Below are 14264 nucleotides of genomic sequence, written 5' to 3'. Positions count from 1 at the left end.
ATGGAACCGCTGCGCCTGTACCGCATCGACGCGTTCACCACGCATCCCGGCCAAGGCAACGCCGCTGGCGTCGTCACCAACGCCACCGGCCTGGACGAAGCCCGGATGCAGGCCATCGCGGCCGAACTGGGCCATTCGGAGACCGCCTTCGTCCTGCCCGCGCGCGACTCCGGGCACGACATGCACATCCGCTACTTCACGCCCACGACCGAAGTGCCCGTGTGCGGCCACGCGACGGTCGGCGCGCATTTCGCGCTGGCGCTGGAAGGCGCCGCGCCCGGCGTGCGCCGGCAGCTCACCGGCGCGGGTGTGCAGTCGGTGGAAACGCGCCGCGACGCGGATGGGATCGTCGTGCGCATACAGCAGAATCCGCCGACGTTCAGCCAGCCGCTGTCGCCGGACCTGGTGCACGAACTTGCCCTCGCGCTCGGTCTCGCTCTGGACGAGTTCGATCGGCGCGGTCCGGTGCAGTTCGTCAGCACCGGCCACGGCAAATTGATGATTCCGATCCGAAGCCGCGCGCGCCTGCATGCGCTGCGGCCGGACATGACGCGCCTGGCCGCACTGGACGAGCGCACGGGCTCCCGGGGCTACTTCGTCTTCACGCTCGATTCCGAAGACGGCGGCGACGCGTTGACGCACGGGCGCATGTTCGCGCCGGGCATCGGCATCCACGAGGATCCGGTGACCGGCAACGCGAACGGTCCGATGGGCGCGTGGCTGGTGAAACACGGGCTGATCGACACGCGAAACGGCGAAGTGCGATTCCGCGCGCGCCAGCGCACCGGCGAAGGACGCGGTGGCTTCATGGACGTCACGGTCACTGTCGACGACGGCGAGCCGGTGGCGGTGGCGATCGAAGGCCGTGCGGTGCTCGGCGAGCGGATGGAGCGGACGGTCGAAGTGGCGTAGGCGTACTGCGAAGAGCGCCGTCATCCCGCAAGCGGGACAAGGGAGCTTGTCACTCTCCCGCCGCGGGAGCGTCAAACGAAATCAAAGCCCCTCTCCCGCTGACGGGAGAGGGGTTGGGGTGAGGGCAAACCGTCGCGATGAACGCAGAACGAAGCAGCAGCGCGAAAGCCGCTCAGCCGTACAACGCCAGCAACGCCTCTTCCGCATCGGCCAGCTGCGCAGCCACCTGATCGCGCTGCTTCGACAGCGCCGCCGCATCGGTGCCACCGCCGGCATAGCGATCCGGATCGGCCAGATCCATGTCCAGCGTATGCAGCTTCGATTCCAGTTCGGCGACGCGCGCCTCGGCCTGCGCCAGCTTGTGTGCGTTGACCTTGGGAGCCTTTGCGACCGTCTTCGCTGCGGGCGCAGCGGCGACCGGCGCCTTCGGCCGCTCGGCCGCGCTGTCGCGCGTGCGTAGCCACACCGCATAAGCGTCGAGGTCGCCGTCGAACGGCTGCGCGACGCCATCGGCCACGCGCCAGAACGTCTCGCACACCAGGCCGATGAGATGGCGATCGTGCGAAACCAGCACGATCGCGCCGTCGAAACTCGCCAGCGCCTCGGCCAGCGCTTCGCGCATGTCCAGGTCGAGGTGGTTCGTCGGTTCGTCGAGCAGCAGCACGTTGGGCTTGAGCCAGGCGATCAGCGCCAGCGCCAACCGCGCGCGCTCGCCGCCGGAGAACGCATCCACCGACTCGAACGCACGGTCGCCCGGGAAATTCCACTTGCCCAGGAAGTCGCGCAGCTGCTGCGTCGCCACGCCCGGCGCGATGTCGGCCAGGTGGTCGATGGGCGTGCGGCCTTCCTGCAGCGATTCCACCGTGTGCTGGGCGAAGTAGCCGATGCGCAGGTCCGGATGGCCGCCGCGCTCGCCGCTGAGCAGCGGCAATTCGCCGACGAGCGACTTCACCAGCGTCGACTTGCCCGCACCGTTGGGCCCCAGCAGTGCCACACGATCGCCGGCTTCGAGGATGAAGCCGATCTGGTGCAGCACGGTGTGATCGCCGTAACCGCAATCGGCATGCGTCACGCGCAGCAACGCGTGCGGCAACTTTGCCGGCGCCGGGAACTCGATCCGCAACGCACGCTCCACGCGCACGGCTTCGGTGTTGGCCATCTTGGCCAGGCGCTTGACGCGCGACTGCGCCTGCTTGGCCTTGGCCGCGCTGGCGCTGAAGCGGTCGATGAAGCTTTGCAGGTGGGCGCGCTCGGCCTGCACCTTTTCGTGGGTGATCTGCTGCAGGCGCAGGTGCTCGGCGCGCTGGCGCTCGAAGGCGGTGTAATCGCCCGTGTAGAGCTTGCCCTTGCCGTCGTGCAGGTGGAGCGTGTGCGTGGTGATCTCGTCGAGGAACTCGCGATCGTGCGAGATCAGCAGCAGCGTGCCCGGGTACTTCAGCAGCCACTGTTCCAGCCACAGCACCGCGTCGAGGTCGAGGTGGTTGGTCGGTTCGTCGAGCAGCAGCAGATCCGACGGCGTCATCAGCGCACGCGCCAGGTTCAGGCGCACGCGCCAGCCGCCGGAGAACTCCTTCACCGCGCGCTCGTGCGTGTCGGGCGTGAAGCCCAGCCCGTGCAGCAGCTTGCCGGCGCGCGCGGTGGCATCGTAGCCGCCGAGCTCCTCCAGCAGATGGTGCGCATCGGCGACCGCCTCCCAGTCCTCGCGCGCCATCGCGTCGCGCTCCTTGACGATCGCCGCGTACACCGCGGCATCGCCGGAGAGGACGAAGTCCAGCGCCGGATCGTCCAGCGCGGGAGTCTCCTGCGCGACGCTGGCGATGCGCACGCGCGCGGGGATGTCGATGTCGCCCTTGTCGGCCTCGACATGGCCCTGCAGGGCGGCGAACAGCGACGACTTGCCGGTGCCGTTGCGCCCGATCACGCCCACGCGCCAGCCGGCGTGCAGGGAGAGGTCGACGTTGGACAGCAGCAGGCGCTCGCCCCGGCGCAGGGCGAAATTGCGGAAGGAGATCACGGTGAAACCATGGAAACGGCGGATCCGGGCTGGATCCGGGTCGCGTAGTCTAGCCGTTGGCCCGCTCGAACCGGGCCGCCGCGCGGCTGCTGACCGCCGGTTTACGTGGTTTGACGCAATCTGGCGCTCGCAACCGCGCGCTCAATCCCGGGTTGCATCGACGCCCCCCCGCCCACATCCTGAACAGGATCACCCTCTGGAGAGCCGATGCATCACACGTCCCTGATCGCGATCCTCGTGGCCGGATTCGTCCTGGCCTTCATCTTCGGCGCATTGGCGCAGAAGCTGCGCCTGTCGCCCCTGGTGGGCTATCTGCTGGCCGGCGTCATCGCCGGACCGTTCACTCCCGGCTTCGTCGGCGACCAGACACTCGCACCCCAGCTCGCCGAAATCGGCGTGATCCTGCTGATGTTCGGCGTGGGCCTGCACTTCTCCCTGCGCGACCTGCTCGACGTGAAAGCGATCGCCCTGCCCGGCGCCATCGCGCAGATCGCATTGGCGACGGCCCTGGGCTGGGGCATGGCGCTGCTGTTGGGCTGGTCGCATGGCGCGGGACTGGTGTTCGGCTTGTCGCTGTCGGTGGCGAGCACCGTGGTGCTGCTGCGTGCGCTGGAAGAACGTCGACTGGTCGAGACCGCCCGCGGCCGCATCGCGGTGGGCTGGCTGATCGTCGAGGATCTGGCGATGGTGCTGGCGCTGGTGCTGCTGCCGGCGCTGGCGGGCTTGCTCCGCGGTGGCGAGACCGACGCGGTGGAAGTGTGGGAAGCCTTGTTCAAGACGCTCGCCAAGGTGGGCGGCTTCATCGCGGTGATGCTGATCGTCGGCCGCCGCGTCATCCCCTGGATCCTGGAACGCGTGGCCGGCACCGGTTCGCGCGAACTGTTCACGCTGTGCGTGCTCGCCATCGCGCTGGGCGTGGCGTTCGGTTCGGCGGCGATGTTCGGCGTGTCCTTCGCACTGGGCGCGTTCTTCGCCGGCATGCTGCTCAACGAGTCCGAGTTCAGCCACCAGGCCGCGGCCGAAACGCTGCCGCTGCGCGATGCCTTCGCGGTGCTGTTCTTCGTCTCGGTGGGCATGCTGTTCGACCCGATGATCCTGGTCGAGCGCCCGCTGCAGGTGCTGGCGACGTTCTTCATCATCGTCTTCGGCAAGTCGGTCGCCGCGTACGCGATCGTGCGCATGTTCGGCAAGCCCAACAACACCGCGCTGCTGATTTCCACCAGCCTGGCGCAGATCGGCGAGTTCTCCTTCATCCTCGCGGGCCTGGGACTGCAGCTGGAAATCCTGCCGAAGGAAGGCCAGGACCTGATCCTCGCCGGCGCGCTGCTGTCGATCATCGTCAATCCGCTGCTGTTCGCCTGGCTCGACCGGCGCGAAGCACGCGACGAGACGGCGCGCACGCCCGCACCGGACGAACACATGTATCCGCCGATCCCGCCGGACCTGCACAACCACGTCATCCAGATCGGCTACGGCCGCGTCGGCAGCGAGCTGGGCCGGCTGCTCACCGATCGCGGCGTGGGCCTGGTGGTGATCGACGGCGAGGAAGACCTGGTCAATCGCGCGCGCGCCGCCGGCATTCCCGCGATCCGCGGCAACGCCGCCAACGAGCGCGTGCTGCGCGAGGCCGCGCCGGAACGCGCGCACACGGTGATGGTCGCGATTCCCAATGCGCTGGAGGCGGGCGAGATCATCGCCAAGCTGCGCGAGATCAACCCGGCGCTCACGATCGTCGCGCGCGCGCACAGCGATGCGGAAGTGAAACACCTGCTCCAGCACGGCGCCGATGGCGCAGTGATGGCCGAACGCGAACTCGCCCACAGCCTCGCCGAAATGGTGATGGCTACGCCGGTCTATCGCGGATCAAAGCACCTGCCGCCGGCCACGGCGTGAGTAAATCGCCATGAACGAAACCACTGCACAACTCACCCCGGTGGAAGCACGCATCGTCGCCTGTCTGTTCGAGAAGGAAGCGACGACGCCGGACACTTACCCGCTCACGCTCAACGCGATCGTGTTGGCTTGCAACCAGAAGACCGCGCGCGAGCCGACGATGGAACTGGAACCCGGCGAAGTCGGCAATGCCCTGCGGCGGCTTGAAACGCGCGGCTGGGTCAAGTCGCAGCACACCGCACGCGCCGAACGCTATTCGCACCGCCTCGAAGCGGTGCTGGGCCTGACCCGGCCGCAGACCGCACTTCTGACACTGCTGATGCTGCGGGGCGCGCAGACGGCACACGAACTGCTCGCACGCAGCGAGCGGCTGGCGAAGTTCGAGAACGCCGAGGACGTGCAATACGCGCTGGAACGCCTCGCGCAACGTGCGACTGCGCTGGTCGTCGCCCTGCCCCGCCAACCGGGACAGCGCGGCGAGCGTTTCGCGCACCTGCTCAGCGGCGAGCCGGACATCGTCGAATCCGCGCCATCGAGCGAACGCAGGACGTCGACCGACGACCGCATTGCCCAACTGGAGCAACGCGTGGCCGAACTGGAAGCGCGCTTGGACGCGATGGGCGGCGAGCGCGATTCCGGCTGATCCGGAGCCGTCGTCATCCCGGCGAAGGCCGGGACCCAGGGCCTCAGCGCATGGGCACTCCTTCCGCGGCCCTCACGTGCCGGAATACAGCGCCAAGCTGACCAGCACCGACGCTTCGACCAGTTCCACCAGCGCGCCTGCGGTATCACCGGTGATGCCGCCCAGCCGGCGCATGCACGCGCGCCGCCACATCACGAACACCACTACGGCGCACGCCAGCGCGATCGCGCCGCGCCATCCTGCCAGCGCGCACGCCGTCGCACCCAGCAGCAATGCCAGTGCGCACGCGACGCGCGGCGCCTCCGCCAGCCCCGTGCCCAAGCCGCCGCTGCGCACATAGGGCGTACCGATGAATGCTGCCGTCACCGCCATGCGCGCGAGCAGGGGCGCGATCCACAACGATGCCCATGCGCTCGGCGCGATGCTTGCCAGCGCAGCGAACTTCAACAGCAACAGCAGCACGAGCGCGGTGACGCCGGCCGGCCCGCTGCGGGGGTCCTTCATGATCTCGAGCGTGCGCGCACGGCGTTCGTCCCACGTGCCTGCCATGCCGCCGATCCACGCGTCCGCGCTGTCGGCCAGTCCATCCAGATGCAATGCGCCCGTCAGCGCGACCCATGCGACCAGCAGCAGTGCCGCGCACAGCAACGGCTTATCCGCAGGCAAGGCCCAAGCGAGCGCGCACAGAACTGCGCCGATAAGCGCTCCGACCAGCGGATACCAGGCCAGCGATCGCACTCGTGCCTGCGCATCGTCGAACACCTTGATCGGCACCGGGATGCGCGTCAGGAACCCCAGCGCGACCAGCAGTCCGTTCACCGTTCGCCGCCCGTCCACGCCAGCGGATGCAGCGATGCATGCGGCACGTCGATGCCGGCCATGTCGCCGAAGCTGCGCTGCTCGACCACGCAACGCAGCAGCCGGATCGCGCCACCGTGGGTGACGACGAGCACGCGTCGTCCCGCCGATGTCCGTGCGATCTCGTCCATCGCGCCCGACAGGCGCTCACGGAACTGCGCGAACGTCTCGCCCCCGGGCGGAGGATTGGCGACCGGATCAGCCCAGAAGCGGCCCAGCGCATCGCCCTGCTCGTCCGCGAGCGTTTCGATCGGCACGCCCTGCCACTGCCCGAAGTGGTACTCGGCCAGGCGCGCATCGATGCGCATCGTCATCCCGCGCGCCTGCGCCAGTTCGCGCGCGAACACCGCACAGCGTTGCAGCGGCGAGGACACGATCAGTGACCAGTCGCCACCCGCCACGGCCTCACGCAACTGCGTCCAGCCCAGCTCGCTCAGCGGATCGTCCAACTGCCCGCGATAGCTGCGCTGCCCGGTGTCGCCGTGGCGCAGCAGTTCGATGTGCGCCGGCCCGCTCATGCCTGCGACACCCCAGCCTGCTCGAACGTCGCCATCTCGCGATGCAGCGCGCACGCCATCCGCAGCAACGGCACCGTCACGGCGGCGCCACTGGCCTCGCCAAGGCGCATGCCGACATCGAGCAGCGGCTGCGCCTGCATCGCCTCCAGCACGCGCGCATGACCGCGCTCGCGCGACTTGTGCGAGAAGCACAGCCAGTCGCATACGCCCGGATTCAAACGCACCGCCGCCAGCGCGGCCACGGTGACGATGAAGCCGTCCACCAGCACCGGAATGCGCGCCTGCGCAGCCGCGATGCAGGCGCCCGCGAGCGCGGCGATCTCGAAGCCGCCCAGGCAGCGCAGCCGCTCCAGCGGCGTGTCCGCATGCGAGTTGCACAGCAGCGCACGCTGCACCACGTCGCATTTGCGCGCGATGCCGGCCGCGTCCAGTCCCGTTCCTGCGCCGACCATGTCTTCAGGCGCTACGCCGAGCAGCGCGCACGCCAGCGCCGTGGCGGCCGTCGTGTTGGCGATTCCCATCTCGCCGCCGATGAACAGGTCCGCGTCCGCATCCAGCGCCAGCGCCACGCGCTCGGCGCCGATCCGCATCGCCTCGGCCAGCTGCGCCTGCGTCATCGCCGGCGCTTCGCAGAAGTTCGCCGTGGACGGCGCGATCACCGCGCGATGCACGCCGGGAATCTCGCCGGGATCGTTCACCGTTCCCAGCTGCACGACGTCCAGCGTCGCGCCCAGGTGGCGCGCCAGCACGCTGATCGCCGCGCCACCGCCGGCGAAGTTGCGCACCATCTCGCCCGTCACGGCCTGCGGGAACGCGGACACGCCCTCCGCTGCGACGCCGTGATCGGCCGCGAACACGCTGATCCACACGCGTTCGATCCCGGGTCGGTCCGTCCCCTGACGCTGCGCCCACCACACGGCGACGTCTTCCAGCACGCCGAGCGAACCGGGCGGCTTGGTCAGCATGTCCTGGCGCGCACGCGCGGCGTGCGCCGCTACCGGGTCCGGAACGGGGCACGGCATGGTCCACCATGCGTCGATCATTCGATGTTTCCCTTGAGTGCAAGCGGCAGTCCTGCCGCGACGAACAGCACGCGCTCGCAACGCGCGGCCAGTGCCTGGTGCAGGCGTCCGGCTTCATCGACGAAGCGCCGCGTGAGCGCGCCCATCGGCACGATGCCAAGCCCGACCTCGTTGCTCACCAGCACGATCTCGCCGGGCAACGCAGGCAGCGCCTCCAGCAGCGCGTCGCGCTCGGCGACGAAACGCTGCTCGTCGTCCGATCCGAGCAGGTTGCTCATCCACAACGTCAGGCAGTCGACGAGCACGCAACGCTGCGGATGCGCATGCTCGCGCAGCGTCGCGGCGAGCGCGAGCGGCGCTTCGACGCTGCGCCAATGCGCAGGCCGACGCGCGCGGTGATGAGCGATGCGCTCCGCCATCTCCGCGTCGTGAGCCTGCGCGGTGGCGACGTACACCACCTCGCGGCCTGACTGCGACGCAAGCCGTTCGGCCAAGGCGCTCTTTCCCGAACGCGCGCCACCGAGGATCAGGCTGCGCATGAGGTCGCTCCGCACAGCAGCGCACGCAGTGCGTCGCCATCCAGGTTTGCGGCCACTGCGTCGGCGAGCCGCTCGATCGACGTCTCGCGCAGCGCCTGTACGTCGATCGCCACGGCATCGTGAAGTCCGGCCCATCGCAGCAGCGCCGCGAGTGCCTCGGGATGATCGAACACGCCGTGCAGGTAGGTCCCCATCACCTGCCCGTCGGCCGAGATCGCACCGTCCATGCGCCCATCGTCCAGCCGGCTCGACGGCAGCGCCATGCCCGATCCCTCGCTGACACCACAATGGATTTCGTAACCGCGCACGCGCGCATCGCCGATCAGCAATCGGCCGCTCACGCTGCGCAACTGCTTGTGTGGCGCAAGGGTGGTGCGCAGATCGAGCCAGCCCAGGCCGTCGCTCGATCCCGCCTCGCCTTCGATGCCATGCGGATCGTGCACCGCGTGTCCGAGCATCTGTAGCCCACCGCAGATCCCGAGGACCTTGCCGCCGTAGCGCAGGTGCCGCGCGATTGCGGCCTGCCATCCGCCCGCGCGCAGCCACGCCAGCTCCGCGCGCGTGGACTTGCTGCCGGGCAGCACGATCAGATCGCACGGTGGCGGAACTTCACCCGGCCCGACAAACACCACGTCCACCTGTGGATGCGCGCGCAGCGCATCGAAATCGGTGTGGTTGCTGATTCGCGGCAATGCAGGCACGGCGACGCGCAGGCGCGCACCGGGCCGCGCCTGACGCGACGGCGGCAGCGCATCCTCGGCCTCCAGGTGCAGCCCATGCAGATAGGGAAGCACGCCGAACACGGGCTTGCCGGTCTCGCGCACCAGCCAGTCCAGTCCAGGCTGCAGCAGCGCCAGGTCACCGCGGAAGCGGTTGATGACGAAACCTTGCACGCGGGCGCGCTCGCTCGGGCTCAGCAGCGCGAGCGTGCCGACGAGGTGCGCGAAGACGCCGCCGCGGTCGATGTCCGCCACCAGGATGACGGGGCAATCCACCGCCTCCGCATAGCCCATGTTGGCGATGTCGTTGTCGCGCAGGTTGATCTCCGCGGGGCTGCCGGCGCCTTCCACGACCACTGCTTCGTACTGCGCGCACAGGCGTGCGTGCGAGGCGAGCACCGCGTCGCGCGCGATGCGCTTGTAGTCGTGGTAGCCGCGCGCGTCGAGGTTCGCCACCGCGCGCCCATGCACGATCACCTGCGCGCCCGTGTCGCTGTTGGGCTTGAGCAGGATCGGATTGAAATCGGTATGCGGCGCCAGCCCGCAGGCCTGCGCCTGCACGGCCTGCGCGCGGCCGATCTCGCCGCCGTCCTCGGTGACGGCGGAATTGAGCGCCATGTTCTGCGGTTTGAACGGCGCCACGCGCACGCCCTGCCGATGCAACCATCGGCACAGCGCGGCCACCAGCGTGCTCTTGCCCGCATCGGACGTGCAGCCCTGCACCATCAGCACGCGCGCGCTCATGCCGCGTCCTCCGACAATGCAGACGCGAGTCCCGAGGCGAGCCGCTCGAAACCGGCCTCGTCCGCCGGCAACCCGAAGCGCAGGCTTGCAGGCTGCTCGAACAGTCGCGTGAGAATGCCGCACCGTGCCAGCGCCTCGTGCAATGCGGCCGCGCGCGGATCGCGCCGCCACTGGAAGAACGCGCAGCCGGCGGTAGGCGCGAGGCCCGCGTCGGTCAGCACGCGGCGCAGGCGTTCGCCCGCGGCAAGAAGACGCTCGCGCTGCGTCGCCTGCCAAGGGCGATCGGCGAGCGCATGGCGCAGTGCCCAGCGCGTGGGCCCGGAGAGCGTCCACGGGCCCAGTGTTTCGCGCAGTCGCCCGATCAACTCCGGCGATGCGCAGACGAACCCTGCACGCGCGCCGGCCAGGCCGAAGAACTTGCCCACCGAACGCAACACGATCAGTCCTTCGCGATCGCTCGCATCGCACAGGCTGTCGTGCGGCGTCGCATCGATGAAAGCTTCGTCGACGACCAGCCAGCCGCCGCGCGGTGCCAACGCGCAATTCAGCGCAAGCAGCGTCGCGCGTTCGAAGCGTTCGCCACCGGGATTGTTGGGATGGATCAGCACGACGACGTCGAAGCGCTCGTGCGCCGACAGCAGCGCGTCTGCCGCCAGTGTCTCCACTCCGTGCCCCGCCGCGCGCCATGCGTGCGCGTGTTCGGCATAGCCGGGCGCGATGACGCCGACGCGCGAATGCGCACGCATTCGCGGCAAGGCCTGGATCGCCGCCTGCGATCCCGCCACGGGCAGCAGGTGCGACGCGTCGTAGTAGTCGCGCGCGGTCTCGATCAATCCGTCGTCGTCCTCGGGCAGCCGATGCCATGCCGATGCCGGAACCTCGGGCACGGGCCAGGCGAACGGACTGATGCCGGTGGACAGGTCCAGCCATTCCGAAGGCGCGATGTCGTAAGTTCGCGCCGCGCGCAGCAAGCGGCCACCGTGTTCAAGCATGCAGGTCTCCCGCAACAAGGGCCGCCACCGTCGCCATCGCGAGCCACAGCCCCACGCCGCGTCGAACCAGGCGTCGCGCGGCGGCGATGGCGTCGGCGTCCGCGAGCGCGCCTTCGCCGAGCGCGGGACGCGATTCCCAGACACCGTGATACGGCGCCGGTCCGCCCAGGCGCACCCGCAGCGCGCCTGCGCCGGCGGCCATCACCGGGCCGGCGTTCGGGCTGTCCCACTGCGGCGCCTGCGTGCGCCAACAGCGCAACGCGGCGGCGGCATGGCCGAGCAGCGCGTAGGTGAGTGCGGTCAGCCGCGCGGGCACGTAGTTCAGCGCATCGTCGATGCGTGCAGCCGCCCAGCCATAACGTTCGAAACGCGGCGTGCGATAGCCCCACATCGCATCCAGCGTGTTCGACAGCCGGTAAAGCACGACACCCGGCGCGCCCAGCAGCGCGAACCAGAACAGCGCCCCGAACACCGCATCGCTGCCGTTCTCCAGCACCGACTCGGTGGCGGCGGCGGCGACCTGCGAGGCGTCGAGCGCGCCAGTGTCGCGGCTGACCATCCGCCCCACCGCTTGACGTGCGGTATCCAGATCCCCCGCGCGCAACGCGGCTTCAACCGCGCGCGCATGCTCGCCCAGACTGCGATGTCCAACGGCCAAGTACAGTACACACGCCGCGAACAGCCACGACGCCGTTGCCGACCACGCAGCCAGTGCCTGCACGATCAGCGCGGCGATCGCCACGAACGGCAGCACGGCGATGCTCCAGCCGATGACGCCGGCCAGGCGGCGGTTGCGATGGACGCGTCGTTCGATGCCCATGGCGATGCGTCCGAACGCGACCAGCGGATGCGCGCGCCGCGGCTCGCCCAGCAGCGCGTCCAGCGCCATGCCCGCCAGCATCGCCAGCGCCGTGCTCATGGCAGGAACAACCGCGTGGCCGCGACCGGGTCGGACGGGAAGTAGAAATGCACGAAGCTGGCCGTCATGCGCGCATCGCGATAGACCGCCTCGATGCTGGGGCCGCCGTTCGGGTTGATCGCCGATGCCAGCGCCGGCGATTCGATGTTCGCCTTCGCATAGTGGAAGGTGTGCCCGCGCAGCGTCCCTTCCGGCAGCGCGACCGACTGCAGCCCCAGCGCGGCCAGGCGCGGCTGCATCACGGCATGGCCGCGCAGGAGTCCGGCCATCGGTGCCTGCGCGCCAGCGCGATCGGTCAGCGAATCCAGCGCGAACAGCATGCCGCCGCACTCGGCCAGCAGCGGCTTGCCTGCGTCGCGATGTGCACGCAGTGCCGCGTGCAGGTCGGTGCGCTGCGACAGCGTTTGCAGGTGCAGTTCCGGGTAGCCGCCGGGCAACCATGCCGCATCGCAGTCGGGCAGCGCGTCGCCTGCCAGTGGCGAGAAGAATGAAAGCTCTGCTCCGGCATCGCGCAGCAGGTCGATGTTCGCCGGATAGAGGAAACAGAACGCGGCGTCGCGCGCCACGGCGATGCGCACGCCATGCAGGTTCGCATGCACCTCATTCGTGCGCGCCGGCGCGAAGGCGACCTCGGGCGGCAGTTCGGTCGACGCGTGGAGATGCCATGCGTCGGCCAGCGCATCCAGACGTCCATCGAGATCGGACAGTTCGCCGGCCGATACCAGGCCCAGGTGACGCTCGGGCAACGCGAGTTGCGCATCGCGCGGCAGCGCGCCGAGCCATTGCAGGTCAGGCGAAAGGCTCTCGCGAAGCAGCTTCGCATGATGCGCGCTGCCGATGCGGTTGGCTGCGACGCCGTACATCGCCAGGCCTTCGCGATACCGTGCCAGCCCTACGGCCAGCGCGCCGAAGGTTTGCGCCATCGCCGAGCCGTCGATCACCGCGAGCACGGGCAATCCCAACGTCTGCGCGAGGTCCGCGCTCGACGGCGCGCCATCGAAGAGACCCATCACGCCTTCGACGAGGATCAAGTCGGCTTCGCCGGCCGCGGCATGCAGCCGCGCGCGCACATCCGCCTCGCCGGTCATCCACAGATCGAGCTGGTACGCCGGCGCACCGCTTGCACGCTCCAGGATCATCGGGTCGAGGAAATCGGGCCCCGTCTTGAACACACGCACGCGTCGCCCTTGACGCGCGTGCCAGCGCGCGAGCGCGGCCGTCACACTGGTCTTGCCCTGCCCCGAGGCAGGCGCGGATACCAGCAGCGCAGGGCAGCGGCGCGCGTCCATGGTCACAGCTCGATTCCGTGCTGCGCCTTGATGCCGGCCTTGAACGCATGCTTGACCACGCGCATCTCGGTGACCGTATCGGCCGCGTCGATCAGCGCCTGCGGCGCGCCGCGCCCGGTGATGACCACGTGTTGTCGTTCCGGTCGCGAGGCCAGCGCGGCGAGCACCGCATCCAGCGCGACGTACTCCTTCGTCAGCGCGATGTTCAACTCGTCCAGGAGCACGAAGTCATAAGCAGGATCGGCCATCATGCGCGCGGCCACGTCCCACGCCGCACTTGCCGCGGCGATGTCGCGCGCGCGGTCCTGCGTTTCCCAGGTGTAGCCCTCGCCCATGACGTGATACTCCACCGCGTCGTCGAAACGACGGAAGAAGGCCTCCTCCCCCGTGGAGAAGCTGCCCTTGATGAACTGCACCACGCCGCAGCGAAATCCGTGCCCGAGCGAGCGCGCGAGCATGCCGAAGCCGGACGAGCTCTTGCCCTTGCCGTTGCCCGTGTTCACCACCACGACGCCGCGGTCGATGGTCGCACGGGCGATGCGACGGTCCACGAGTTCCTTCTTGCGCTGCGCGCGCTCGCGGTGATGCGCTTGCTCGCTGAGCCCGCGGCGCTCGGAGCCGGCGCTCACGCGCGCACGCTCCGCGCGGCGACGCGCGCGAACGCACCGATCGCGATCGCCCGCAACGCGAACGCCAGCCCGACATAGCCGGCGAGCGTGCCCAGCGCGCGCGGGTAATACTGCGGGATGCGGGCGATGAAGCCCGTGAGCGTGGGCTCCGGATAACGGCCGGAGAAGAAGTAGAAGCCGCCCTTGGAAATCAGGTACGCCACGCTGGCCGTGACCACCAGCGCCAACACCAGGCGCGGCAGCGCGCTCCAGCGGTCCCGATGCAGCCGCGTGGCGTACACGTGACCGCCCAGCCATAGCGCCGCATACGCCAGCGCGACCGCCCAGTACGCCGGCGACAGGCACCAGTCGGTGATCGTGCCGGTGGCCAGGCTGGCGAAGTCGAGCAGCGAGGACAGCACGAAGAACGCCGGCAGTGCCCACATCGGCCGCAGCATCGCGCCGGCCAGGAAGAACACTGCCCACGATGCACTCGGCAGCGCATTCACGCTGGCGAAGTGCTGGCCGCGCGTGCAGATCATCAATGCGGCGAGCGCGGCGGCGACCAGAATCTGCGCACGCGGCGACGAGTAC

Annotated in this window: 14 protein-coding genes; 3 read left to right on the top strand and 11 right to left on the bottom strand. The window is 69.5% G+C overall.

All coding sequences use genetic code 11. From position 1 onward, the window contains the following. On the top strand, positions 1 to 912 hold the full coding sequence (locus AAFF32_RS07985; protein WP_342317022.1) for a PhzF family phenazine biosynthesis isomerase: 912 nt from the start codon (positions 1 to 3) through the stop codon (positions 910 to 912). Between the two features lie 172 nt (positions 913 to 1084). Here the strand turns inward: AAFF32_RS07985 and AAFF32_RS07980 are convergent, their stop codons facing one another. Then, positions 1085 to 2926 carry an ABC-F family ATP-binding cassette domain-containing protein gene (locus AAFF32_RS07980; RefSeq protein WP_216960088.1) on the bottom strand — a complete coding sequence of 614 codons (1842 nt, stop codon included), beginning with the start codon at positions 2924 to 2926 and terminating at the stop codon, positions 1085 to 1087. A 207-nt stretch (positions 2927 to 3133) separates the two neighbouring features. Between AAFF32_RS07980 and ybaL the strand changes: the two genes are divergently transcribed. Beyond that, positions 3134 to 4819: a YbaL family putative K(+) efflux transporter gene (gene ybaL, locus AAFF32_RS07975; protein WP_216960090.1), complete on the top strand. Its 1686-nt coding sequence runs from the start codon at positions 3134 to 3136 to the stop codon at positions 4817 to 4819. Positions 4820 to 4829: 10 nt separating this feature from the next. Further along, the gene (locus AAFF32_RS07970; protein ID WP_216960093.1) at positions 4830 to 5462 is read left to right on the top strand and encodes a YceH family protein; all 633 of its coding nucleotides are present in this window, start codon (positions 4830 to 4832) and stop codon (positions 5460 to 5462) included. A 72-nt stretch (positions 5463 to 5534) separates the two neighbouring features. Here the strand turns inward: AAFF32_RS07970 and AAFF32_RS07965 are convergent, their stop codons facing one another. The 10 genes from AAFF32_RS07965 to AAFF32_RS07920 are packed head-to-tail and all read right to left on the bottom strand — an operon-like array spanning position 5535 to position 14212. Continuing rightward, entirely contained in the window at positions 5535 to 6281 is a 747-nt protein-coding gene (locus tag AAFF32_RS07965; RefSeq protein WP_342317020.1) for an adenosylcobinamide-GDP ribazoletransferase, read from the bottom strand. Continuing rightward, a complete protein-coding gene (locus AAFF32_RS07960; RefSeq protein WP_342317019.1) occupies positions 6278 to 6838 on the bottom strand; it encodes a histidine phosphatase family protein in 561 nt (186 codons plus the stop codon). The genes AAFF32_RS07965 and AAFF32_RS07960 overlap by 4 nt, the downstream gene beginning before the upstream one ends. Continuing rightward, a complete protein-coding gene (cobT, locus tag AAFF32_RS07955) occupies positions 6835 to 7881 on the bottom strand; it encodes a nicotinate-nucleotide--dimethylbenzimidazole phosphoribosyltransferase (RefSeq protein WP_342317018.1) in 1047 nt (348 codons plus the stop codon). The genes AAFF32_RS07960 and cobT overlap by 4 nt, the downstream gene beginning before the upstream one ends. After that, positions 7878 to 8399: a bifunctional adenosylcobinamide kinase/adenosylcobinamide-phosphate guanylyltransferase gene (cobU, locus tag AAFF32_RS07950; RefSeq protein ID WP_342317017.1), complete on the bottom strand. Its 522-nt coding sequence runs from the start codon at positions 8397 to 8399 to the stop codon at positions 7878 to 7880. The genes cobT and cobU overlap by 4 nt, the downstream gene beginning before the upstream one ends. Then, complete coding sequence (locus AAFF32_RS07945; RefSeq protein ID WP_342317016.1) at positions 8387 to 9862, bottom strand: cobyric acid synthase; 1476 nt, start codon at positions 9860 to 9862, stop codon at positions 8387 to 8389. The genes cobU and AAFF32_RS07945 overlap by 13 nt, the downstream gene beginning before the upstream one ends. Beyond that, entirely contained in the window at positions 9859 to 10854 is a 996-nt protein-coding gene (gene cobD, locus AAFF32_RS07940) for a threonine-phosphate decarboxylase CobD (protein WP_342317015.1), read from the bottom strand. The genes AAFF32_RS07945 and cobD overlap by 4 nt, the downstream gene beginning before the upstream one ends. Next, on the bottom strand, positions 10847 to 11773 hold the full coding sequence (gene cbiB / locus AAFF32_RS07935; protein ID WP_342317014.1) for an adenosylcobinamide-phosphate synthase CbiB: 927 nt from the start codon (positions 11771 to 11773) through the stop codon (positions 10847 to 10849). Before cbiB ends, cobD begins: the two co-directional genes overlap by 8 nt. Then, positions 11770 to 13068 (bottom strand): cobyrinate a,c-diamide synthase, encoded by a 1299-nt coding sequence (locus tag AAFF32_RS07930; RefSeq protein ID WP_342317013.1) that lies wholly within the window; start codon positions 13066 to 13068, stop codon positions 11770 to 11772. Before AAFF32_RS07930 ends, cbiB begins: the two co-directional genes overlap by 4 nt. Beyond that, entirely contained in the window at positions 13065 to 13691 is a 627-nt protein-coding gene (gene cobO / locus AAFF32_RS07925; protein ID WP_342317011.1) for a cob(I)yrinic acid a,c-diamide adenosyltransferase, read from the bottom strand. Before cobO ends, AAFF32_RS07930 begins: the two co-directional genes overlap by 4 nt. Then, positions 13688 to 14212, bottom strand: a complete 525-nt coding sequence (locus tag AAFF32_RS07920) for a hypothetical protein (RefSeq protein WP_342317253.1) — start codon at positions 14210 to 14212, stop codon at positions 13688 to 13690. Before AAFF32_RS07920 ends, cobO begins: the two co-directional genes overlap by 4 nt. Between the last annotated feature and the right edge of the window lie 52 nt (positions 14213 to 14264).

The sequence above is a fragment of the Lysobacter sp. FW306-1B-D06B genome, from assembly GCF_038446665.1.
Taxonomy (GTDB): domain Bacteria; phylum Pseudomonadota; class Gammaproteobacteria; order Xanthomonadales; family Xanthomonadaceae; genus Lysobacter_J.
The sequence above is the reverse complement of the archived record's forward strand: the minus strand, read 5'-3'. Positions and strand labels throughout refer to the sequence as shown.